The 21825-nt window shown below is 65.0% G+C and carries 20 protein-coding genes; 3 read left to right on the top strand and 17 right to left on the bottom strand.

From position 1 onward, the window contains the following. Positions 1-3 precede the first annotated feature (3 nt). On the bottom strand, positions 4-1605 hold the full coding sequence (gene secD / locus QX048_RS07255) for a protein translocase subunit SecD (RefSeq protein WP_315711724.1): 1602 nt from the start codon (positions 1603-1605) through the stop codon (positions 4-6). A gap of 88 nt (positions 1606-1693) precedes the next feature. Next, positions 1694-2062, bottom strand: a complete 369-nt coding sequence (yajC, locus tag QX048_RS07250; RefSeq protein WP_006614336.1) for a preprotein translocase subunit YajC — start codon at positions 2060-2062, stop codon at positions 1694-1696. A 203-nt stretch (positions 2063-2265) separates the two neighbouring features. Between yajC and QX048_RS07245 the strand changes: the two genes are divergently transcribed. Continuing rightward, entirely contained in the window at positions 2266-3276 is a 1011-nt protein-coding gene (locus QX048_RS07245; protein ID WP_315827527.1) for an ATP-binding protein, read from the top strand. 51 nt (positions 3277-3327) lie between these two features. Here QX048_RS07245 and QX048_RS07240 read toward each other — a convergent pair whose 3' ends face one another. Together QX048_RS07240 and QX048_RS07235 are read right to left on the bottom strand one after the other, a co-directional pair. Continuing rightward, the gene (locus QX048_RS07240) at positions 3328-4782 is read right to left on the bottom strand and encodes a LysM peptidoglycan-binding domain-containing M23 family metallopeptidase (protein WP_315711721.1); all 1455 of its coding nucleotides are present in this window, start codon (positions 4780-4782) and stop codon (positions 3328-3330) included. A 107-nt stretch (positions 4783-4889) separates the two neighbouring features. Continuing rightward, the gene (locus tag QX048_RS07235; RefSeq protein ID WP_315712607.1) at positions 4890-5537 is read right to left on the bottom strand and encodes a protein-L-isoaspartate(D-aspartate) O-methyltransferase; all 648 of its coding nucleotides are present in this window, start codon (positions 5535-5537) and stop codon (positions 4890-4892) included. Positions 5538-5804: 267 nt separating this feature from the next. On the opposite strand from QX048_RS07235, the gene QX048_RS07230 reads away from it, so the two are divergent. Next, entirely contained in the window at positions 5805-6188 is a 384-nt protein-coding gene (locus QX048_RS07230) for a response regulator (RefSeq protein WP_315711720.1), read from the top strand. Positions 6189-6196: 8 nt separating this feature from the next. Here QX048_RS07230 and surE read toward each other — a convergent pair whose 3' ends face one another. The 12 genes from surE to QX048_RS07170 all read right to left on the bottom strand — a co-directional run bounded on the left by surE (position 6197) and on the right by QX048_RS07170 (position 18763). Beyond that, positions 6197-6964, bottom strand: coding sequence for a 5'/3'-nucleotidase SurE (gene surE / locus QX048_RS07225; RefSeq protein ID WP_315751011.1), 768 nt, complete (start codon positions 6962-6964; stop codon positions 6197-6199). Positions 6965-7059: 95 nt separating this feature from the next. Further along, the gene (locus tag QX048_RS07220) at positions 7060-7419 is read right to left on the bottom strand and encodes a hypothetical protein (protein WP_315751010.1); all 360 of its coding nucleotides are present in this window, start codon (positions 7417-7419) and stop codon (positions 7060-7062) included. A 102-nt stretch (positions 7420-7521) separates the two neighbouring features. Next, the gene (gene serS / locus QX048_RS07215; protein WP_315751008.1) at positions 7522-8853 is read right to left on the bottom strand and encodes a serine--tRNA ligase; all 1332 of its coding nucleotides are present in this window, start codon (positions 8851-8853) and stop codon (positions 7522-7524) included. A gap of 126 nt (positions 8854-8979) precedes the next feature. Beyond that, positions 8980-9795, bottom strand: coding sequence for a twin-arginine translocase subunit TatC (gene tatC / locus QX048_RS07210; protein WP_315827526.1), 816 nt, complete (start codon positions 9793-9795; stop codon positions 8980-8982). After that, positions 9792-10319, bottom strand: coding sequence for a Sec-independent protein translocase protein TatB (tatB, locus tag QX048_RS07205; protein WP_315827525.1), 528 nt, complete (start codon positions 10317-10319; stop codon positions 9792-9794). The genes tatC and tatB overlap by 4 nt, the downstream gene beginning before the upstream one ends. A gap of 112 nt (positions 10320-10431) precedes the next feature. Next, positions 10432-10665, bottom strand: a complete 234-nt coding sequence (locus QX048_RS07200; protein WP_006614346.1) for a twin-arginine translocase TatA/TatE family subunit — start codon at positions 10663-10665, stop codon at positions 10432-10434. A 276-nt stretch (positions 10666-10941) separates the two neighbouring features. Beyond that, complete coding sequence (gene scpB / locus QX048_RS07195) at positions 10942-12039, bottom strand: SMC-Scp complex subunit ScpB (protein WP_315827524.1); 1098 nt, start codon at positions 12037-12039, stop codon at positions 10942-10944. A 19-nt stretch (positions 12040-12058) separates the two neighbouring features. Beyond that, positions 12059-12898, bottom strand: coding sequence for a ScpA family protein (locus tag QX048_RS07190; RefSeq protein WP_315751001.1), 840 nt, complete (start codon positions 12896-12898; stop codon positions 12059-12061). After that, positions 12895-13923 (bottom strand): beta-N-acetylhexosaminidase, encoded by a 1029-nt coding sequence (gene nagZ / locus QX048_RS07185; RefSeq protein WP_315827523.1) that lies wholly within the window; start codon positions 13921-13923, stop codon positions 12895-12897. The genes QX048_RS07190 and nagZ overlap by 4 nt, the downstream gene beginning before the upstream one ends. Positions 13924-13965: 42 nt before the next feature. Then, on the bottom strand, positions 13966-15504 hold the full coding sequence (locus tag QX048_RS07180) for an SPOR domain-containing protein (protein WP_316200438.1): 1539 nt from the start codon (positions 15502-15504) through the stop codon (positions 13966-13968). Between the two features lie 95 nt (positions 15505-15599). Then, positions 15600-17585: an arginine--tRNA ligase gene (locus QX048_RS07175; RefSeq protein ID WP_315827521.1), complete on the bottom strand. Its 1986-nt coding sequence runs from the start codon at positions 17583-17585 to the stop codon at positions 15600-15602. Positions 17586-17596: 11 nt separating this feature from the next. Beyond that, positions 17597-18763, bottom strand: a complete 1167-nt coding sequence (locus QX048_RS07170) for a deoxyguanosinetriphosphate triphosphohydrolase (protein ID WP_315827520.1) — start codon at positions 18761-18763, stop codon at positions 17597-17599. 111 nt (positions 18764-18874) lie between these two features. Between QX048_RS07170 and erpA the strand changes: the two genes are divergently transcribed. After that, positions 18875-19216, top strand: coding sequence for an iron-sulfur cluster insertion protein ErpA (gene erpA / locus QX048_RS07165; RefSeq protein ID WP_315711699.1), 342 nt, complete (start codon positions 18875-18877; stop codon positions 19214-19216). Between the two features lie 18 nt (positions 19217-19234). On the opposite strand, the gene QX048_RS07160 is transcribed toward erpA, so the two are convergent. After that, complete coding sequence (locus tag QX048_RS07160) at positions 19235-21550, bottom strand: ATP-binding protein (RefSeq protein ID WP_315827519.1); 2316 nt, start codon at positions 21548-21550, stop codon at positions 19235-19237. Positions 21551-21825 lie beyond the last annotated feature (275 nt).

Below are 21825 nucleotides of genomic sequence, written 5' to 3'. Positions count from 1 at the left end.
CTCCTAGATTGGCACGCTTTGCGGCCGCTTCCACCGCACCCACCCCGCGACGATCAGACGGGTGAGCGTGAAGGCGGTGAAGACCGTGGTGAGGATGCCGATGCCCAAGGTCACGGCGAAGCCGCGCACGGGGCCGGTGCCGATATAGAACAGCACGGCGGCGGCGATGAAGGTGGTGATGTTGGAGTCGAGAATGGTCGCCAATGCGCGCTTGAAGCCGGCGTCGATCGCCGAGATCGCATTGCGGCCGCCGCGCAGCTCCTCGCGGATGCGCTCATAGATCAGCACGTTGGAGTCCACGGCGATGCCGACCGTCAGCACGATGCCGGCGATGCCCGGCAAGGTCAGCGTGGCATTGAGCAGCGACAGCACGCCGAAGATCATCGCGACGTTCACCACCACGGCGATGTTGGCGAACACGCCGAACAGCCGGTAGGTCAGCAGCATGAACACGATGACGAGGATCGAGCCGACATAGGAGGCGAGCTCGCCCTTGGCGATCGAGTCCGCACCGAGGCCCGGACCGACGGTGCGCTCCTCGATGACCGTCAGCGGCGCGGGCAGCGCGCCGGCGCGCAGCAGGATCGCGAGCTCGTTGGCGGACTGCACGGTGAAATTGCCGGAGATCTGGCCCGAGCCGCCAGTGATCGGCTCGCGGATGACCGGCGCCGAGATCACCTTGTTGTCGAGGACGATGGCGAACGGCTGCCCGACATTCTCGGTGGTGGCTTGCGCAAACTTGCGCGAGCCGGCCGAGTTGAAGCGGAAGGTGACGATCGGCTCGTTGGTGCGCTGGTCGAAGCCGGTCTGCGCATCGGAGAGATCACCGCCGGAGACAAGCACCTGCTTCTTCACGACATAGGGCTGGTTGGGTGGCGATGCGCTCTGGAGCACCTCGGAATCCGGCGGCACCCGCCCCTGCACCGCCTGATCCGCCGGCACCGAGGTGTCGACCATCCGGAATTCCATCTTGGCCGTGCGCCCGAGCAGGTTCTTGAGCTGCGTCGGATCCTGCAAGCCCGGCACCTGCACCAGGATGCGATCGTTGCCCTGGCGCTGGATCACGGGCTCGACGGTGCCGAGCTCGTTGACGCGGCGCTCGACGATCTGCATCGACTGCTCGATGGTCTGGCGGATGCGTTCGGTGATGGCCGCCGGCGGGATCGTCAGCCGGACCAGTCCGCCGCCGGCATCGCTGACTTCGAGGCTGCGCTGGCCGCTGGAGCCGAGCAGCCCGCCGAGCGGCTGCGAGAGATCGCGCAGCTTGGAGATCGCGGTTCCCGTGTCGCTTTCCTTGGTGATCCGGACCTCGACCCCATCACCCCGGCTCACCAATCCGGTGTAGCCGATCTTGGCATCGCGCAGCGTGCGGCGAACGTCGTCGCGCACGGCATCGAGCCGCTCCTTCTTGATGTAGTTGGAGTCGACCTCGAGCAGCAGATAGGAGCCGCCCTGCAGGTCGAGGCCGAGCACCAGCCGGCGCTGCGCCCAGGCCGGCCAGGTCTTGACCGTCGCTTCGGAGAAGAAGTTGGGCACCGCGCACAGGCACACGACGAGCGCCGTGAGAATGATGCCCAGCGCCTTCCACCGCGTGAAATACAACATGGAGGTTGTCCGTAAGGGCCGTAGTCGGCCCGGAAAATCAGAACATCACAAAGAGCGAAGGCCGGCGTTCAACCGGCCAGGTCGGCGATCAGCTCGCTGCCTTCTCGTCCTTCTTGTCGTCCTTTGCGTCTGCCTTCGCGGGCTCGCCCTTGGTGCGGACGCCCGTGATCATCTGGCGCATCTGGCGCACGCGCACGCCGTCGGCGATCTCGAACTCGACCTGGTCGTCGTCGACGACCTTGGTCACCTTGCCGACCAGGCCGCCCTGGGTCACGATGGTGTCGCCGCGGCGGACGTTCTTGACGAGATCGGCGTGCTCTTTGACCTTCTTCTGCTGCGGCCGCAGGATCAGGAAATACATGATCACGAAGATCAGCGCGAACGGCAGCAGCGACATCAGCATGCTGTTGGTGTCGCCAGCGCCGGCGGCCTGGGCATAGGCAGGGGTGATCAGCATGTGGTCGATCCTCGTGGGCAGCGCCCGGTGAGACAGGAATAGCCGGCGAACCACGCTTGTCTCGGCGCGGGCCGGCCTCTTGCGAATTTCGCGCGGAATATAGCGGCAGCAGTCCCAATAGCAAGGCGCCCCGCCCCTTCATTTCGCCCCGCTTGCGGCAGCCGGCGAGGCCCGATATGGCTGCCCCATCAGGAACTTGCAGCATGTCGAAAAAACCAGCCAGAGCCTCGTCCCGCGCCCCCGCCAAAAACGCCCTCAGACCGCTCGCCAAAGGGCCTGCAGCGCAAAAGCCACCAAAGATCGCGGCAAAACGTCCCGCCGGCCCCGCCTCCGATGATACGGCTGACCGGATTGCCCGTGCGCTGGAAGCAATTGCCGCGCATCTGGCGACAACCCATGCGGGTGCCACGCCCGCGCTGGACCTCAACGCGGCCGACGCCTTCGTCTGGCATCCGAACGGCCGGCTCTCGACGGTGCCGCGCGTCAGCCGTGTCGAGATCGACCTGCTCAAGGGCATCGACCGGATGCGCGACATCCTGATCGAGAACACCGAGCGCTTTGCCAACGGCCTGCCGGCCAACAACGCCTTGTTGTGGGGCGCGCGCGGCATGGGCAAATCATCGCTGGTGAAGGCCGCCCATGCCAGCATCAACGTCACGCGCAAGCCGGCCGACCGGCTGAAACTGATCGAGATTCACCGCGAGGACATCGAGAGCCTGCCGGCGCTGATGGACATCCTGCGTGCTGCGCCGTTCCACTTCATCGTGTTCTGCGACGACCTGTCGTTCGACGGCAATGATGCGTCCTACAAATCGCTGAAAGCCGTGCTCGAAGGCGGCATCGAGGGACGCCCGGAGAACGTCATTCTCTACGCCACCTCGAACCGGCGCCATCTGTTGGCCCGCGACATGATCGAGAACGAGCGCTCCACCGCGATCAATCCGGGCGAAGCGGTCGAGGAAAAGGTCTCACTGTCCGACCGTTTCGGCCTATGGCTCGGCTTCCACCGGTGCAGCCAGGACGAATATCTCGCGATGGTCAAAGGCTATTGCAGCCATTTCGACATTGCAGTCGCCGAGGATCAGTTGGAGCGCGAGGCGCTGGAATGGGCCACGACGCGCGGCTCGCGCTCGGGCCGCGTCGCGTGGCAGTTCACGCAAGATCTGGCGGGCCGCCTCGGCGTGCGGCTGACAACGCAAAAAGCCGCGCAGTAATCTGCGCGGCCCTGTGTCGTCCACGATTGCGTGGGGTCAAACGACCGGACCTCACGCCCCGTTGAGGAATTGCAGCGGGTCAACCGGAGACGATCCCTTGCGGATCTCGAAGTGGAGCTGCGGCGATCCGACTTCTCCCGACTGACCCGACTTGGCAATGACCTGGCCGCGCTTGATCGGATCACCGCGCTTCACCATCAGCTCACTCGCATGGGCATATGCGGTGACGTAGCCGTTGGAATGCCGCACCAGGACCAGATTGCCATAACCCTTCAATTCATTGCCGGCGTAAGCGACGACGCCATCTTCGGCCGCCTTCACCGGGGTGCCCTCGGGTACGGCGATGTTGATACCATCGTTGGACTTGCCGTTGGTCTTGGCGCCGTAGCTGGTGATCACCTTGCCGCGCGCCGGCCAGCGGAAGGTCGGCAGCGAGCTGGTGGTCTCGGCGGGCCGCGCGGGCTCCTCCTCCTTCTCGGGCGCCGGATTGGCCTGGGCCAGGCGGGCGGTCTGGACCGGACCGGCGGCCGTCGCGACCCGCGTTGTCGGCGCTGGCGCCGGCACGGTCGCAACCGCCTGGGGAACGGTTGCGACCGGAGCCACCGGCGCAGCTGCCGCCACGGCCCTGCCAGGGACGGTCAGCCTGGTCCCGAGCTTGAGCGGCGAAGCCTGATCGAGATTGTTGGCGCGGGCGAGCTCAGCCGCCGTCAGATGATTCTGGCGGGCGATGCTGGCGAGTGTCTCGCCGCGGTTGACGAAATGGACGGTGGACGGTGCGACGGCCGCCACCGGCTTCGGCGCGACCATTGGCGCGGCGGCAACGGGCTGGGCCGCGGGCGCAGCCGCCACCGCGCCAGGATGCGGAATGATCAGCTGCTGGCCTGGCGACAACGCGCGCGGGCCCTTGTAGCCGTTGGCAGCCAGGATCTCAGCCGGCGTCACGCGGTAGCGCTTGGCAAGGATGTCGAGCGTATCGCTGGTGCCGACGATGATCTTGGTGCCACTGGCAGGACGCGCGGCCGCGACCGAACGCGGCGGCACGGTGCCGGTGGTCTCGAGGCGCGGCTGGGCCGGCGGAGCATAGGAATGCGCGGGCTGTGCATAGGCCGGGGGTGCGGCGACGGCGGGCGCCGCGACCGGGACCGCAGCGGGTGGCGCATAGGACGCGACGCCGCGCCCGCCCGACGACATGCCTCCGGCGCCGCCACCGGTCGGATAGGATTGCGGAGCCCCGACCGCCGGGGGCGGCAGCGCCGAGGACGAATAGGCAGGCGCCGGCGCGGGAGCCGGCGTGTAGGACTGGCTGTATTGCTGGTGCTGCCGGGGCGGCTGCGCCTGCACCGACCCGGTGGAATCGGATGCAAAGGGGTTTGAAAACGGATTTTGCGTCTGCGACAGCCGCGTCGACATGTCGGCGCTGCAGCCGGCGACGCCGAACGACATCAGCGCCAACGCCGCAACTTGCGGCAGGCGGCGCGAGCGAAGCAACTCGACAGTGGCGGGCATGGTTACTCACTCGTACGCAACAAACAACGAATTCGAGTAAACACAGCCGCGGTAAATAAGCGCTTAAGCCGCGAATAAAGCGTTGTGCGGCCTGCTGATCCGCACGTTTAAAGTTCGCGCGCAATCCCCGGAATTGCCGGCACAAATCGCACGTCGACGAGCTCCTTTCGGTCGAAACGATCACCCGTCCGCGTGCTCCTGACGAGCGTCTGCACCCCGTGTTGCGGCCCGACCGGCGCGATCAGGATACCGTCCGGCTCCAGCCGGTCGAGCAGGCTCTGGGGAATCTCGTCCATCGCCGCCGTTACGATGATGCGGTCGAATTGGCCGCCCCCCGGCGGCAGCGCGTAGCCATCGCCGAGCATGACCTCGACATTGAAGCAGCCGAGCTTCTCCAACCGTTCCCTGGCCTTGTCGGCCAATGTCCGGAAGCGCTCCACCGTCAGGACGTTGGTGGCCAGCCTGGACAGAATCGCGGCCTGGTATCCTGACCCCGTCCCGATTTCGAGTACACGATGGGACTTCTGCAGCTTGAGCTGCTCGGTCATGTAGGCGACGACGAAGGGCTGGCTGATGGTCTGCCCACAGGCGATCGCCATCGCGCTGTCGCGATAGGCCTCCGGGCGGTCGGCCGGCAGAACGAACTCCTCCCGCGGCACCTCTTCCATCGCGCGCAACACCGCCTGATCGCTGATCCCCCGCCGACGCAGGGTCAGCTGAAACATCATTTTCTCGGGAGGAGCAGCTGGGGGCATCGGGATGTCGGTTGGTGGGCTCGTGCGCAATTTACCTGCCGGGCGAGGGTTGCGCACCGATTTTCCGCACACCCGTCGCAACCGGATGCACCGTCATGGTCCCGACGACGGACCGCGTTCCGCACAAGGAACCAAGTCGGGTCCGGTTCGTTCACCTTATGGGCGATCGTGCCCACGCCGCACGACCGTGAAAGACGACATTGTTGACGTTGCGCCATAAGCCGTTATTTGCGAGCGTCAAATCGGGTATGGGCAAGGACTGACATCATGACTGCACCGCGGCCGCCGCGCGGCTCTGTGTTTTTGGTTGAAGACGAAGTCATGATCCGAATGATGGTCGCCGACATGCTGGAAGAGCTCGGCTACACCGTCGCGGCCGAAGCCGGCGAAATCGGCGAAGCGATGCGGCTGGCCGAGAGCACCTATTTCGACGTCGCCATTCTCGACGTCAACGTCAACGGCAAGGTCATCTCGCCGGTGGCCGATCTCATCAAGGCGCGCAACCGTCCCTTCATCTTCGCAACCGGCTACGGCTCGTCGGGGTTGCCGGAAGAATATCGCGACCGGCCGGCCCTGCAGAAGCCATTCCAGCTCGAGACGCTCGGAAAGGCGATCGACCATGCCCTGCGTGGCGCTGGGCCACAGGGGTAGAAGGCGCTTCAGCCGAGAATGTCGCTGAGCTTGCCGGAGAACGCCTCGTCCGTGCGATCCAGGCGAAGCGGGGTCACTGATACGTAGCGCGCCGCGAGAGCTGCGAGGTCCGTCCCCTCGTCGGGCACATCGAGCGCGGCAGCCCGGTCGAAGCCGATCCAGAAATAGGGGTTGCCGCGGCCGTCGCGCCGCTCATCGACTTTCAAGAAGCCCAGATTGCGCTTGCCCTGGCGGGTGACCACGACGCCCCTGACCTCTTCCGGTGCACAGGCGGGGAAGTTGACGTTGATCACTGTATTCCTCGGCACGCCGGCTTCGAGCACCTTGCGCACGATCTGCGGGCCGAATTTGAGCGCGGTGTCCCAAGACGGCTTGTCACGCGTTGCGACGCTGAATTCCTGCGACAGGGCAAACGACGGCAGACCGAGAATGGTGCCTTCGAGCGCGCCGGCGATGGTGCCCGAATAGACCACGTCCTCGGCAACGTTGCGGCCCTTGTTGACGCCGGACAGCACCACGTCGGGCAGCTTCGCCCCCAGGATATGACGGGATCCCATGATGACGCAGTCGGTCGGCGTGCCGCGCACCGCGAAATGCCGCGGGCCGACCTCACGCAGCCGCAGGGGGTCATTGAGCGAGAGTGAATGGGACACGCCGCTCTGGTCCAGTTCGGGAGCCACGATCCAGACGTCGTCGGACAGGGCGCGTCCGATCTCCTCGATCACCTTGAGACCCGGCGCATGGATTCCGTCGTCATTGGTGCAGAGAATCCGCATGGCCAACCTTCCGTCCCTCCGAAAGCATCGTTCGGGGGTGTCTTATCTGCTGTGCAGCATCGAGGCAAACCTGAGCGCGCTGCGGCACCACCCGGTCAATGCCGGATCCGCCACTGCGGCAGGAACCTGGCGAACTGCCCTCGCGTGCCCAGCCTCAACGGTAGGCTGGATGTGCCGGATCCGCCGGGTGCCTGCTGGACAGGAGGCGCCGGCACCGCTGAAGGCTCCGTCCGCGGCACTGCCGCAAACCGGACCCGCGCGACACTCAACGCCTTCTCGAAGTCGACGGGGTTGAACCAAGCCTGATCGCGCAGCGAGTCGTGCAGGCCCTCGTCCCAGACCCTTGAGGATTCGATATCGAATGCTCCCTTCAGGCGCTGATCGACCGCCTGGATGCCGGAGCCGGTGACGGCCCATTGCCGCCCGATCCAGAAAATATCCCGATGCAGAGCCATGATGCCGGTATCTGAAAAGCAATTGCTGAACAGAACCGAGGATACGACCCGCCGGCGCGTACGCAATGGCGGCGACCTGAGCGGATGCAATTTGCCGCGACGCTATGGCTCCGCGGCCACCACCTTGAGGCCGCCCATATAAGGCTGCAGCACGTCGGGAATCGCGATCGAGCCGTCGGCCTGCTGATAGGTCTCCATGACCGCGATCAGCGCACGGCCGACAGCCGTGCCCGAACCGTTCAATGTGTGCACGAAGCGCGGCTTGCCATCGCTTCCGCGATAGCGTGCATCCATGCGGCGCGCCTGGAAGTCGCCGCACACCGAACAGCTGGAGATCTCGCGGAAGGCGCCGCCATCGCCCTGCCCGGGCATCCAGACCTCGATGTCGTAGGTCTTCTGCGAGGAGAAGCCCATGTCGCCGGTGCACAGCGTGATGACTCGATAGTGCAGATCGAGCCGGCGCAGCACTTCCTCGGCGCAGGCCAGCATGCGCTCATGCTCGTCCTTGCTGGTCTCCGGCGTCGTGATCGAGACCAGCTCGACCTTGGTGAACTGATGCTGACGGATCATGCCGCGGGTGTCGCGGCCGGCGGCGCCCGCCTCGGCGCGAAAGCACGGCGTCAGCGCCGTGAGCCGCATCGGCAACTCCTTCTCATCGACGATGGACTCGCGCACCAGGTTGGTCAGGGCCACCTCGGCAGTTGGGATGAGACCCAGCCGCTCGGTCTTGAGGCGATCATCCGGCTCTGCAATCAGCTCGCCCTTCACGGCCCAGAACTGGTCGTCCTCGAATTTCGGCAATTGGCCGGTACCGAACATGACGTCGTTGCGTACCAGCAGCGGCGGATTGATCTCGGTGTAGCCGTGCTCATTGGTATGAAGATCGAGCATGAACTGCCCGAGCGCGCGCTCGAGCCGCGCCAGGCCCCTCTTCAGCACGACGAAGCGCGCGCCCGACAGCTTCGCAGCCGATTCGAAGTCCATGGTGCCAAGAGCCGCACCGAGATCATCATGCGGCTTCGGCGCGAAGGCGTAGTTGCGCCGGGCGCCGAACATGTGGCGCTCGACATTGTCGTGCTCGTCCTTGCCGTCCGGCACCTCGTCGAGCGGCAAATTGGGAATCGCCGAGAGCTCGCGCGCCAGCTCCTCATCCGCCTGCTTCGCGGCTGCCTCCAGCTCCGGCATGGTGGTCTTGAGCTTGGCGACCTCCTCCATCAGCGCCGATGCGCGCGCGTCATCCTTGGCCTTCTTGGCCTCGCCGATTTCCTTGGAGGCGGCGTTGCGCCGGGCCTGGGCCTGCTCGGAGGCCAGGATCGCCGCGCGCCGCCGCTCGTCGATGGCGAGCAGATGCGACGACAGCGGTGCCAGACCCCGGCGCGTCAGCGCCACATCGAAACCTTGCGGATTGTCACGGATCGATCTGATGTCGTGCATGGTCGTTCGGTCCTGGGAACGAAGAGTATCGGCGAGTCGCCTGGGCTCGCGGGCCGGCCTGCACTACCGCGAATGGCGCCGGATGGGAACAGGCAACGCCCTGGGATGTCCCCGAGCGCAACCGTTCTATTCGGAAGGGTCGGCCGGGAGATTCCCCGAGCCGGACGACGAGCCGGACTTGGCCGCAGCCGCCTGCTTCTCGACGATGCCGACCGCGATGATCGCGCCCTCGTAGAGCGCCAGCAGCGGCAGCGCCAGCGAGGCCTGGCTGAGCACGTCCGGCGGCGTAAGCACGGCCGCGATGATGAAGGCGATCACGATGAAATAGCGCCGCTTCTCCTTCAGCATCTGCGAGGTGACGATGCCGATGCGGCCGAGCAGGGTCAGGATGACCGGGAGCTGGAACGCGATGCCGAAGGCGAAGATCAGCGACATCATCAGCGACAGATATTCACCGACCTTGGGCATCAGCGCGATTTGCGCCGTCTCGGGGCCGCCGAGCTGCTGCATGCCCAGTGAGAAGCGCACGATCATCGGCCACACCGCAAAATAGACCAGCATGGCGCCAAGCACGAAGAAGACGGGGGTCGCTATCAAGTAGGGTAGGAAAGCATTGCGTTCGTGGCGATACAGCCCCGGCGCCACGAACTTGTAGATCTGCGTCGCGATGATCGGGAACGAGATGAAACCAGCGCCGAACATCGCGAGCTTCAACTGCGTGATGAAATATTCGAGCAGCTGGGTGTAGATGAACTTGCTGTTCTCGGCACCTGCGACCCAGACGAACGGCAGCACCAGGATGTTGTAGATCTGCTTGGCGAAAAAGAAGCAGAAGATGAAGGCCACGCCGAAGCCGATCAGCGCCTTGATCAGCCGCGACCGCAGCTCGATCAAGTGGTCCATCAACGGGGCCTTGCTGGCCTCGATATCTTCGACGGTCATGACGCTTTGGCGTCCTTCGGGCGGTCAGCTTCTGCTGACGCAGACATTTCAGGCTGTGGCTCGGGTTTGATTTCACGGACGATCGCCAGCGGCTCGCCCACGGATTGATGGACTTCAGCCTCTGCGAAGGTCTCGGCCACTGGAGGTTCGGGGGTGGTCGGGGTCATCACAGGAGGCTCGAGCGAAGCAGCAGCCACATCCGATGCGGGCGCCGGCTCGGCGGGCTTGTCGATCCCCTCGATATCGAGAGCCTTGTCGACGTCGCGCTGCAACGAGGAGATCACGCCGGTCGGGGTGAAACCGCTGGCCGCCTCGCGGACCTCATCGAAGCTCTTCTTGAGGTCGGCCATCTCCGCTTCGCGCATCGCCTCCTGGAACTGGCCCTGGAACTCCGAGGCCATCCGGCGCGCCTTGCCGATCCATTGCCCGACCATGCGCAGGACGCCCGGAAGCTCCTTGGGACCGATCGCGATCAACGCGACGACCCCAATGACGAGCAGCTCACTCCAGCCGATATCGAACATGAAACAATCCGCCTACGCGACGACGCCTCTGATCCCGCCTATCCGGGCCTGTCTGAACAGGTCCCGGTGCCGTCCCTGCGGGAGCGCGCCGCCGGCGCCTTTCACGCGCAGATCAAACGGCTTTGCTGCCGACATCCGTGCGGGTGGCCGAAGGCGTGGCGCCGTGATCGATCGACTTGACGGGCTCGGTCTTCTCCGGCGCCTTGTCGTCGTCCTGCATGCCCTTCTTGAACGCCTTGATGCCCTGCGCGACGTCGCCCATCAGATCGGAAATCTTGCCGCGCCCGAACAACAGCAGGACGACCGCGATCACGACGATCCAGTGCCAAATGCTAAGCGAACCCATCCTGCAACCCTCCAAACACCGGCGCAGCCTTCACCCGACTGCCCGTCGACGCTACCGCCGAAACCGCGTCATATCCATGGACTTGACCGCGACACTTCGCTTCTAGCATTCGATTGCGAAACATCAACACGAACGCGGCGCATCAGCCGAAAACGGCCCGCGGACAGCCCAATCTGGCCGGAAGGTAGGCGCCAACGCCCCCAAAAACAAGCACTTAAGGTCCGACAATTCGCGGCCGGACCTACGTAATAACGCGAGTGTTAACAGCCCCGGCCGCTAGCTTTGGCGCGGCGAGCCATCGTCGTCGGTATCGCGGTCGTGCGCGTCATCGGCCGCGTCGATCTCCTCATCCGCCGTGTCGACCTCGGCCTCGGCCTCTGCCTCATCGTCTGCCTGAGCGTCAGCGTCGGCAGACAGCTCGACGACCTCGATAACGGCCTCGTCGTCCGGCTCGACCTCGATCTGCTCGACGGCCAAGTCCACCTCGGTGATCTCGGTTTCCGCATCGGCGCCCGGCAGTTCCAGATCGCCAACGGCAACCTGCGACGAGGTGTCGTCCCGAACGGCGGCCTCAGTGGTCGCCATCTGGCCTTCGGCGACCTCGGCCGCAGCCGTGTCGGCTGCGACCGTTTCCATCTCGGCCGTTTCGTCTTCCGCGGCTTCGGCCTCGCCAGGCTCGGCCTCCACTGCCGGCGCAAGCGCCAGGTCGAGATCGCCCGGATCCAGCGGCTCCTCGTCCTCCCGCAGCGTCGGATCGTCCGATGGCGTCGGGACGGTGAAGCCGGTCGGCAGCCGGGAATCCAGCAGGCCGGTTCCCTTCAGCTCTTCCAGGCCAGGCAGATCGCCCAGGGTCTCCAGGCTGAACTGAGCCAGGAACGCATCGGTGGTTCCGAAGGTCAACGGACGGCCCGGCGTCTTGCGGCGCCCCCGCGGCTTGATCCAGCCGGTCTCCAGCAGAACGTCCAGCGTTCCCTTGGAGGTGACGACGCCGCGGATCTCTTCGATCTCGGCACGCGTCACCGGCTGGTGATAGGCAACGATGGCCAGAACTTCGATCGCCGCGCGCGACAGCTTGCGCGTCTCGGTGCTCTCGCGCGTCATCAGCCAGGCGAGGTCGCCGGCGGTACGGAAGGTCCACTTGTTGGCGACGCGCACGAGATTGACGCCGCGATTGGCGTACTCCGCCTGCAGCTGCGCCAGTGCGGCCTTGATGTCGACACCTTCAGGCATACGCTTGGCGAGCGCAGCCTGCTCGAGCGGCTCGGCCGAGGCAAACAGGAGAGCCTCGAGGATACGCAACTCTTCGGGGCGCGCTACAGGCTCGATCGCGATCTCGTCGGGCTCTTCCATGCGCAGTTCCGCCAAGCTTGCCATGGCAGGGTCTCCTTGTTCGTTACTCAACCGTCAAGTCCGGCGCAGCCATGGCGCCTGGCTGGATCGGTGGACGCTTACGAAAGTACAGCGGCGCGAACGCCTGCTTCTGGTTCAGCTCGAGCTTGCCTTCGCGAACCAGCTCGAGCACGGCCGCAAAGCTCGATGCGAAGACGGTGGCCTTCTGTGCAGGCTCGACGACGTAGTCCAGCAGGTAGTCGTCGAGACATCCCCAATCGTCCGAGACCTCGGTCATGCCGACCAGACGCTCGAGCGAGGCGCGGGCCTCGGCAAGCGACCAGACCGTGCGCTTGGCCATATGAACGGACGTGACGACGCGCGACTGCCGCTGGATGGCATAGGCCGACAGCAGATCGAACAGGGTCGCGGTGAACTTGGGACGACGGACCTCCGCTATGGCCTCCGGGTTGCCGCGCGGGAACACGTCACGCTGGAACTGGGGCCGGTTCATCAGGCGATTGGCGGCTTCGCGGATCGCCTCCAGCCGGCGCAGCCGGTTGGCAAGTGCCGTGGCCATCTCCTCGGCGCTCGGACCTTCCTGCGCTGGCGGCTCGGGCAACAGGAGACGCGACTTCAGAAAAGCGAGCCAGGCCGCCATCACGAGATAGTCGGCGGCGAGCTCCAGCCGGATCTTGCGGGCAGCCTCGATGAACTGGAGATATTGGTCGGCGAGCGCCAGGATGGAGATCTTGGCAAGGTCGACCTTCTGCTGCCGCGCCAGCGCGAGCAGCAGGTCGAGCGGGCCCTCGTAGCCCTCGACGTCGACGACCAACGCCGGTTCGGCCTCGGCCAGCTCCGTCGTGGGACGGCCGGTTTCAAACGACAGAATTTCAGCGGTCATGCGCTAGCGGATCCCAGCCGGTTGATCAAGGCGTCGAGCTCGCCGCGCGCGGCGTCACGATCGAAGCCTGTAGGTGCCTTGCGCGCCGCAAGCGCGCGATCGGCGCGGATCAGAGCCTGCCCTTCAAGCTCAGGCGTCTCGGCGGCCACGGCCTGCATCTCGTCGAGCTTGCCGTTGCAATGCAGAACCATGTCGCAGCCAGCCGCCACGATCGCGCGCGTGCGCTCGGCGATCGATCCGGCCAACGCGTTCATGGAAACGTCATCACTCATCAACAAACCCTGGAACCCGATCCGTTTGCGAATCACCCGTTCGATCATTGTCGCAGAAGTCGTGGCCGGATGGGCGGCGTCGATCGCGCTAAACACAACATGTGCAGTCATCGCCATCGGGAGGTCGGCCAGCAGCCTGAACGCGGCGAAATCGGTTGCGTCGAGCTCCGCTTCTGGCGCATCCACGGTCGGCAACCGGAAATGGGTGTCGGCGGTGGCCCGGCCATGCCCCGGAATGTGCTTCAGCACCGGCAGCACGCCGCCCTGCTCCAGCCCCTCCGTCACCGCCCGGGCGATCGCCGCCACCTTTTCTGGCGTCGTGCCATAGGCTCGATCCCCGATCACGGCATCGGCGCCGGCGACAGGGACGTCGGCGAGCGGCAGGCAATCCACAGTGATGCCGAGCGCGAGCAGGTCGTCGGCGATCAGGCGAGCGCTGAGCCAGGCGGCACGGAGGCCTGCGGCCGAATCAAGGTCGTAGAGACGGTCGAACACCACGCCGGCGGGATAGGCCGGCCAATGCGGCGGCCCCAGCCGCTGCACCCGGCCACCCTCTTGGTCGATCAGGACCGGAGCGTCGGCGCGGCCGACGCAGGCTCTTAATTCCTCAACCAGCGCAGTCACTTGGGCGGGCGACTGGACGTTGCGTTTGAACAGGATGAAGCCCCAGGGCCTGGACTCGCCGATGAACGCGCGCTCGGCGTCGGTGAGATCAGGCCCGGAGATGCCGGTAATGAAAGCCCGCATGGTCATGCGGGCCGCATAGACCCCGCCTCGGGGCCGGTCAAGCAGGCCTTAATTGTTGCTAAACGGGAAACACTGTCCGCCGGCAGTTTTCAACGATCCGCACATCTTGTTGGCCTCTTCCTTCGTCGCGAAGGGTCCGACGGCTGCGCGGTACCTGACGCCGCCCTTCTCACCCAGATCCATCCGCTTGATGATCGGCTCATATTTGCCCAGCACGGCGCCGTACTTGTCCTGCACCGCCTTGTAGGACGACATCGCCTCCGCCTCGCTGGCCTGCGACGAGATCGAGACCAGGTAGCCGCCGGTACGATCGGTCTGGGTCTGCTCGGTGACCGGCACGGCCGCGGCGATGCGCGCCGGTGCGGCCGGCTGCGGTGTCAGCGGCATCGGGCTGTCGTTGGCGGCCGACGCATTGGCGTTGGCCGGCGATTTGCGGCCCTTCGGCGTCGCCGCCGGCTTGGTTGCAGGCGTCGCCGGCATCGGCGGATCGGCCGTAGCGGCCTGATTGCCCCCCGTCACGGACAGCGTCTTGATCGGACGCGGATCACTGTTGGGCAAAATGCCGTTGGCGTTGGCCATCTGCGACATCGGGGCCGCCCCGGCGCTGACCGGTGGCGGAGCCGCATTCTGGTTCATCTGCGGGAACACCACGCGCGGATTGCCGCCGCGGGCGTTCAGATCCATCGGCGTCTCCTCGCGGGACACCAGCTTCTCGCCGCCGTCATTGCCGAGCAGACGATCCGGCACCTTCGGCGTCGGATCCTGCTGGGCCATGATCTTGGTCGGACTGTTGTCGGCGCGAATGATCGGCGGCTCGCCGGTACGGCCGGACGAGATGTAGGTCTTGTAGCCGTAGGCGCCGCCGGTGCCGACCACCGCAAGGGTCAGCACGGCGAGCACGGTGCTCATTCCGCTGCGCCGCCGCGGCCGCTCCTCTTCCTCGCCCTCGTCGTAACCGTCCTGATAGCCGTATTGGCCGTCCTGGAAATCGTTGTCGCCCTGAAACCCCTGCTGTCCCGAGCCCATCTGCCCGAACAGCGCATCGTCATAGCGCGAGGAGTCCGGCTCGTTGTCGTCGAAGCCGTTGTCGCGGTTGTAGTCGCGGTCATTCTCGGCGAACCCGTGGCGCGATTCCCCGACGCTGTAGTCGAGCTTGGACAACTGATCGGCGAACTCCGCGTTCGGATAACCCTGCTGCTGCCGGGGAGCGGGCGCGGGCGCGAAATCCTGGTCCGGGAAACCCGGCTGGCCGCGCGGATCCTGATAGCCCGCCGGAAAGGCCGGCGGTGCAGGCGCCGGCTGCGGCGGCTCGCGGCCGATGTCGGCGAAGGCAGGCTGGGCACGTTGCATCCAGGCCGGAGCGCCGGCCGGAGGCATGCCGGGAACCGGCTGTTCCGGCGCGGGCGCCGCGGGGCGCGCCATCGGACGCGGTTGAGATTGCGGAGTTGCCCGGCCCGAGGCGGCAAAAGGATCGTTCTGCCCGATCAGGCGAGCGAGTTCGGCGAGCGGATCGGCATCGGCCTGCTGGTTTCCACCACGGCCAAAACCATCAGCGGGAAAGGGTCTGTCCTGGTAACGATCAGCCATCGTGATGAAGCGTCCCTGCGGGTGAGCCGCATATGCGTCCTAAGGCGGACCCTGCCAGATTGAGGCCCCCAACTGAAGTCGTGTGTTTCCCCCAATCAGCGCATTGCATCAGGAGCATTAACGCCCAAGATCGCAAGTCCCGACGCCAGAACCGAGACGACGCCCTGAACCATGGCCAAACGTGCCTTGGTCAATTCTGCATCATCATCGATAATGAAGCGTAAATAGGGCAAATCCCGCCCCCGCGTCCAGAGGGCGTGAAATTCGCTTGCAAGTTCATACAGGTAGAAGGCGATCCGGTGCGGCTCATGCGCCAGCGCTGCGCTCTCCACCGTACGTGGGTACAGTGCCAGGCGTTTCAAGAGGTCGTGTTCGGCCGAGTCGGAGAGTTTTTCGAGGTTGGCCTCGCGGAGGAACGCTAACCGCGCCCCCTCGTCCTCCGGCAGGTCCTGGAGGCTCTCCCGCGCATTGCGGAAGATCGAATGCCCCCGCGCGTGGCCATACTGGACATAGAACACGGGATTGTCGCGCGACTGCTCGATGACCTTGGCGAGGTCGAAATCGAGCACGGCGTCGTTCTTGCGGTAGAGCATCATGAAACGGACCGCATCACGCCCCACTTCATCAACAACTTCCCGCAAGGTGACGAAGTCGCCGGAGCGCTTCGACATCTTCACCGGCTCGCCATTGCGCAACAGCTTGACGAGCTGCACGACCTTGACGTCGAGCACGGCCTGTCCGGCCGTCACCGCTTTCACCGCCGCCTGCATGCGCTTGATGTAGCCGCCGTGATCGGCGCCGAATACATCGATGAGATCAGTGAAACCACGCTCGTATTTGTTCCGATGATTAGCAATATCGGAGGCAAAATAGGTATAGGAGCCGTCCGACTTGACGAGTGGACGATCTACGTCATCGCCGTAAGAAGTCGCCCGAAATAGGGTTTGATTGCGATCCTCCCAATCATCGGGCAATGCCCCCTTGGGAGGAGGCAGCCTTCCCTCGTAGATTAACCCTCGATCCTTAAGATCTTTAAGCGTTTGGCCAATATAGTCTGGCTGTCCTAAGGAGGCCGGCATCGAGCTCGCACCAAATGTCGCCGTCCTGGTCTCGCTTGTGAGCGGGCCCGTTTCTTTTAGCTTCTGTTGAGCCAAGTAGGCCCGAATCCCTCTGTGTCCCTTAGGGCTTAGAGAGTACGCTTCCTTAGCAAAATAGAACGTTGGTCGACCGTCTGGCGCCGTAAACTTCACAGCCCCTTCGAGAAGCGCCTTTTCCGAGAAAAAGACATCAAAGGTGATGTTGAGCTTTTTCAAATCCTCAAGAATCTGAACAAGCATCTCCTCAAGAGCTGCTTGTCTCACGATTGGCAGCCAGTCGGTGTCCTGTATCCTTGTCAGCTTGTCGCCATAGTCGTCGGCGAGAGCCTTACCAACAGGTTTTAGATAGTCGCCAGGATACAAGCCGTCTGGAATTGTGCCGATTTCCTCGCCGAGGGCTTCGCGATATCTAAGAAACGCAGAGCGTGCGAGCACGTCAACTTGGGCCCCCGCATCATTGATATAGTATTCGCGCGTAACATCGCGGCCAGCGAACTCCAGCAAGCTGCAAAGAGCGTCGCCGAACACGGCGCCACGGCAATGGCCAACATGCATCGGCCCGGTCGGGTTGGCCGAGACGTATTCGACGTTAACCTTCGGCGCCCCTGGGACAGGTGCTATACGCCCGTAATTGACACCTTCACGCAATATCTTCCGAAGTTCGTCCGTCCAAACGAAGGACTTCAGCGTCAAGTTTACGAAGCCTGGCCCAGCTACATCAACTTTCTCGATCCGGCTATCTATCCGCAGAAGCTCATCCGCAAATCGGCCTGCAAGCTCCCGAGGGCTTTTGCCTGCCTGTTTAGCAAGCACGATCGCACTGTTCGTTGCTATGTCTCCATGGGCCGGATCTTTGGTCGGCTCTACCACGACCTTCGACTGGTCAACGTTCTTAGGGAGAAAACCAACGTCAACCAACGCCGCGTTGGCGGACGCGACGCTACTGCCTATCGTGATGAAGAGGTGCTGATGTTTTTGGGTCATGCTACCGCCGCCTAACGCAAATCCGGAGTCGAGTCAAAAAGCCGGTGGTGCTCGGTTAAGGCGAAACGGTCCGTCATTCCGGCGATAAAATGGCCGATGCGGCGAGCCCGATCGCCCTCGCCGTCGCAACCGTCCAGCCAGCCAGCGGGCAGCGCCGAACCGTCCTCATGGTAGCGGCCGTACAGGTCGGCGACGATGCGCTCGGCGTCGCGCATCACCCGCATCACCCGCTCATGGCGGTACATCCGCTGCCAGAGGAACCCCTTGATCGTCGCCTCGTGCTCGGCGACATCGGCCGGAAACGCCACCAGCGGCCCGCTATGCCGCCTGATGTCGTGAGGCGACATCGGCTGCGCCCGCGCGATCCGGCGCTCGGCCTCGGCCGCTACGGCTGCGATCAGGTAGGAGATCAGCTCGCGCACCAGCTCGGCGCCGCGCCGGATCGGATCGAGCGCCGGATATTGGCGGTCGATCTCGGCGATCATCGCGGCCAGCAGCGGAATCTCCTTGAGGTCGTCGACCGTGAACAGGCCGGCCCGCAGCCCGTCGTCGATGTCGTGGGCGTCATAGGCGATGTCGTCCGCGAGCGCCGCGACCTGGGCCTCGAGCGAGGCGTAGCTCCACAGCTCCAGGTCGAACCGGGTATTGAACTCGGCGATTCCCGGCGGGATCGGCTCCTGCAACGGCCCGTTGTGCTTGACGATGCCCTCGAGCGATTCCCAGGTCAGGTTGAGTCCGTCGAAATCCGGGTAGCGCTGCTCGAACGACGTGACGATGCGCAATGTCTGGGCATTGTGGTCGAAGCCGCCATGGTCCGCCATGCAGCGGTTCAGCGCGCGCTCGCCGGCATGGCCGAACGGCGGATGGCCGAGATCATGCGCCAAGGCCAGCGTCTCCGTCAGGTCCTCGTCGAGGCCGAACTGCCGGGCCAGCGCGCGGGCGATCTGGGCCACTTCCAAAGAATGGGTCAGGCGGGTGCGGTAGTGGTCGCCTTCGTGGAAGACGAACACCTGGGTCTTGTGCTTCAGCCGGCGGAAGGCGGTCGAATGGATGACACGGTCGCAATCCCTACGGAACGCGCTGCGGGTCCGGGACGGCGGCTCGGCGAACAGGCGGCCCCGGCTGCGATCGGGATCGCAGGAATAGGGAGCGCGGGGGGCAGCCATTCCGACCGACACGGGCGATTGTTCCTTTTGCGGTTTGATTCCTCGGCGGAGCCCACTTAACTATGGGGAGCGCCCGGCACCAAATGAATAGGGCATGACGCGCTACCTCGGAGACCTCCTGCCATGACTGATGCCTCGACCGGCCCCGTCACCATCAGCGAACGCGCCGCCCGCCGCATCGGAGAGATCCTCGGCAAGGAGAGCGCCGGCGCGATGCTGCGCATCTCGGTCGAAGGCGGCGGCTGCTCCGGCTTCCAGTACAAGTTCGACATCGACCGCGCCAAGGCCGACGACGATCTCGTCATCGAGCGCGATCGTGCGGTCGTGCTGGTCGATCCGGCCTCGGTGCCGTTCCTCGCCGGCTCGGAGGTCGATTTCGTCGACGACCTGATGGGCGCCTCGTTCCGGGTCAATAATCCCAACGCCACCGCCTCCTGCGGCTGCGGCACCAGCTTCTCGGTCTAGCGTCCCCTCGTTGTCGGCTCAGGCCTCCGCCGTCGCAGCCGGGACATCGGACGGCGCAAGCGCCGGCGCCTCGACGTTTGGCGCGGGCGTTCCGATCGCCTTCAGCATTGCCGCCACCATGGCCGGCTTGCGCAACGGCTTGGCCAGAAAGTCGGTCATGCCGGCCTCGCGGCATTGCTTGATGTCGTCCGGGAAGGCGTTCGCGGTCAGCGCGATGATCGGCAGCTCGGCGAGCCGTCCACCCTTGGCCCGGATGGCCCGGGTCGCGGCGATGCCGTCCATCTCCGGCATGCGAACGTCCATCAGCACGAGGTCGAACTCCTGTTCGTCGGCCGCCTTCACCGCCTGCAGGCCATCCGGAACGATGCATTTGTCGACCGGGAACTCCTGCAGCATCTTCGACACAACCATGCGGTTGGTGGCGTCGTCCTCGGCGATCAGCACGCGCAAGGGACGGCCGAGCGCCTCGATCCGTGCCTTGAGGTCGCCGGCGCCGACCCGGTCGCCGCGCTGATCGGACACCTGCTTGTCGCTCCACGGCAAGGTCAGGCTGAAGCGGAAGGTCGAGCCTTCGCCCTGCACCGACGACACCGCGATGACCCCGCCCATCTGCTCGATGATCCGCCGGGAGATCGCCAGCCCGAGCCCGGTGCCCCCGAAGCGGCGGTTGATCGAGGCATCGGCCTGGGCGAAATCCGTGAACAGCTTGCCGACCCGATCGGCGGGAATGCCGATGCCGGTGTCGGAGACGCGCCACTCGATCGTCGCCCTGTGGTCGTCGCGCGTGCGGCAGGCCACGGCGATGGTGATGCCCCCCTGTTCGGTGAACTTCACCGCGTTGGAGGCCAGATTGATCAGCACCTGACGAATGCGCGCCACGTCGCCCTTGAGCGCCGGCGGCAGCTTCGGATCGATGTCCGCTTTGACCAGCAGGCTCTTCGATTTCGCGTTGACGCCCATGATGGCGGTGACCGCCTCGACCAGCGCCGCCGGCGAGAAATCCACCGTCTCGAATTCGAGCTTGCCGGCGTTGAGCTTGGACAAATCGAGGATGTCGTTGAGGATGCGCTGCAGGTTGTCGCCGGACTCGCGGATCGTCATGACCGCGTGACGCTGCTCGTCGTCGAGCTTCGTCTCCAGCAAGGTCGAGGCGAGCCCGAGCACGCCGTTCATCGGGGTGCGGATCTCGTGGCTCATCATCGCGAGGAAGTCGGATTTGGCACGGCTTTCGGCTTCCGCCTGCTCGGCCCGCCAGCGCTCGGTGACGTCGCGGCCGAAGCCGCGATAGCCTGCGAACTTGCCCTCATGGTCCCGCGCCGGCCGCGCCGTCAGCGCCCAACGGCGGCGCTCGCCGCCAGCCACCACGACATGGATCAGAATCTCCGGGATCGACAGCCGCTGCGCCATCCGATCGGCCAACGTCTTGAGCGTCGCCGTATCGGTCGGGCAGAGATATTTCAGCGTATCGATCAGCCGCTCGCCCTTGAGCTGATCGAGCGGAAGCTGGGCCACGTCGGCGAAGCGCTGCGGCGCGTCGATCAGACGGCCCTCGGCATCGGTCTGCCACAGCCAGCTCGCGGCGTTCTCCTGGAATTCCTTCAGGAGCAGCGAGATCGTCTCGTTCTGGCGCTCGTGCCGGATCTGCGCCTTCAGGTTCTCCAGGAACACGTTGCCGTGCGACACCAGGTGCCGCACCATGAACGACGTGTAGAGCAGCAGAAACACGACGAGCACGAGATAGGTCGCGCCGCCGCACAGAAACAGCGAGCCCACCGAGGCGAGCATCAAGGTCCAGGTGTAGGCGAGACCAGCCCGCGGCACGCTCGACATCGCGAACGCGCCACCGGAGATCATCCCGGTCATCAGCGAACCCACGATGATCTGCAGATGCGGATCGACCTGCGGCATCACGATCAGCGGCAGCGATCCCCAGATCGTCGCCAAGAAGAACGCCTGCAGCGTCATCCGGGAGATGGCGCGCTCGGACGCCTCCTGCGGCCGCGACTTGCGCGCGCGCCACCAGCCGCGCAGCGCCATGCCGCCGGCCACCGCGATCGCGGCGCCCCACGCGATGAGAAAGAGATTGGAGACGGTGTTCCAGAACACGCCAAGAATGATGGCCGCGTTGGCGAAATTGATGCCGATGGTCACGGGGACGAGGCGCGCGACGGCATCGACCTGCCGCGCCCGGATGCGCCGGCGATCGCGCTCGGTGAGCGCTTCGTCGTCGAGACCCTCGATGGCGCCGAAGCCGCCGATCCAAAGGAAGAACGCGCCCAGCGGACTGGCGCTTGCGGTTCGCTTCGAACTCGTGGGATCCCCAGGCCAATTCATGAGGGCGCGATGCTTTCCTTGTGGTCCCTTGCCATGCCTGATCGGCTGCTTCAGCCGCGTTAATTGTTCCGCCCGTAGAATTACGGAACCTCCGAATGCGCGCGCTGGCAGCGCCGGATGCAACTCATCGTTCCCGCGGCACGATGTGCCCGAGTCATGATCGTCCGTTTCCCCCTCGTTCAGGTCGAGGGCGCAGGGAATGCCGGGTGCTGGCCGCAACCCATGGCCCGCCTGCAGAAAGAAAGCAGGCGGCAGTCACCACAGGTCCAGCCGGT

It is taken from the genome of Bradyrhizobium sp. SZCCHNS30572 (assembly GCF_032484415.1).
Taxonomy (GTDB): domain Bacteria; phylum Pseudomonadota; class Alphaproteobacteria; order Rhizobiales; family Xanthobacteraceae; genus Bradyrhizobium.
Note: the sequence above shows the minus strand (reverse complement) of the source record. Positions and strands in the feature narration are given on the sequence as shown.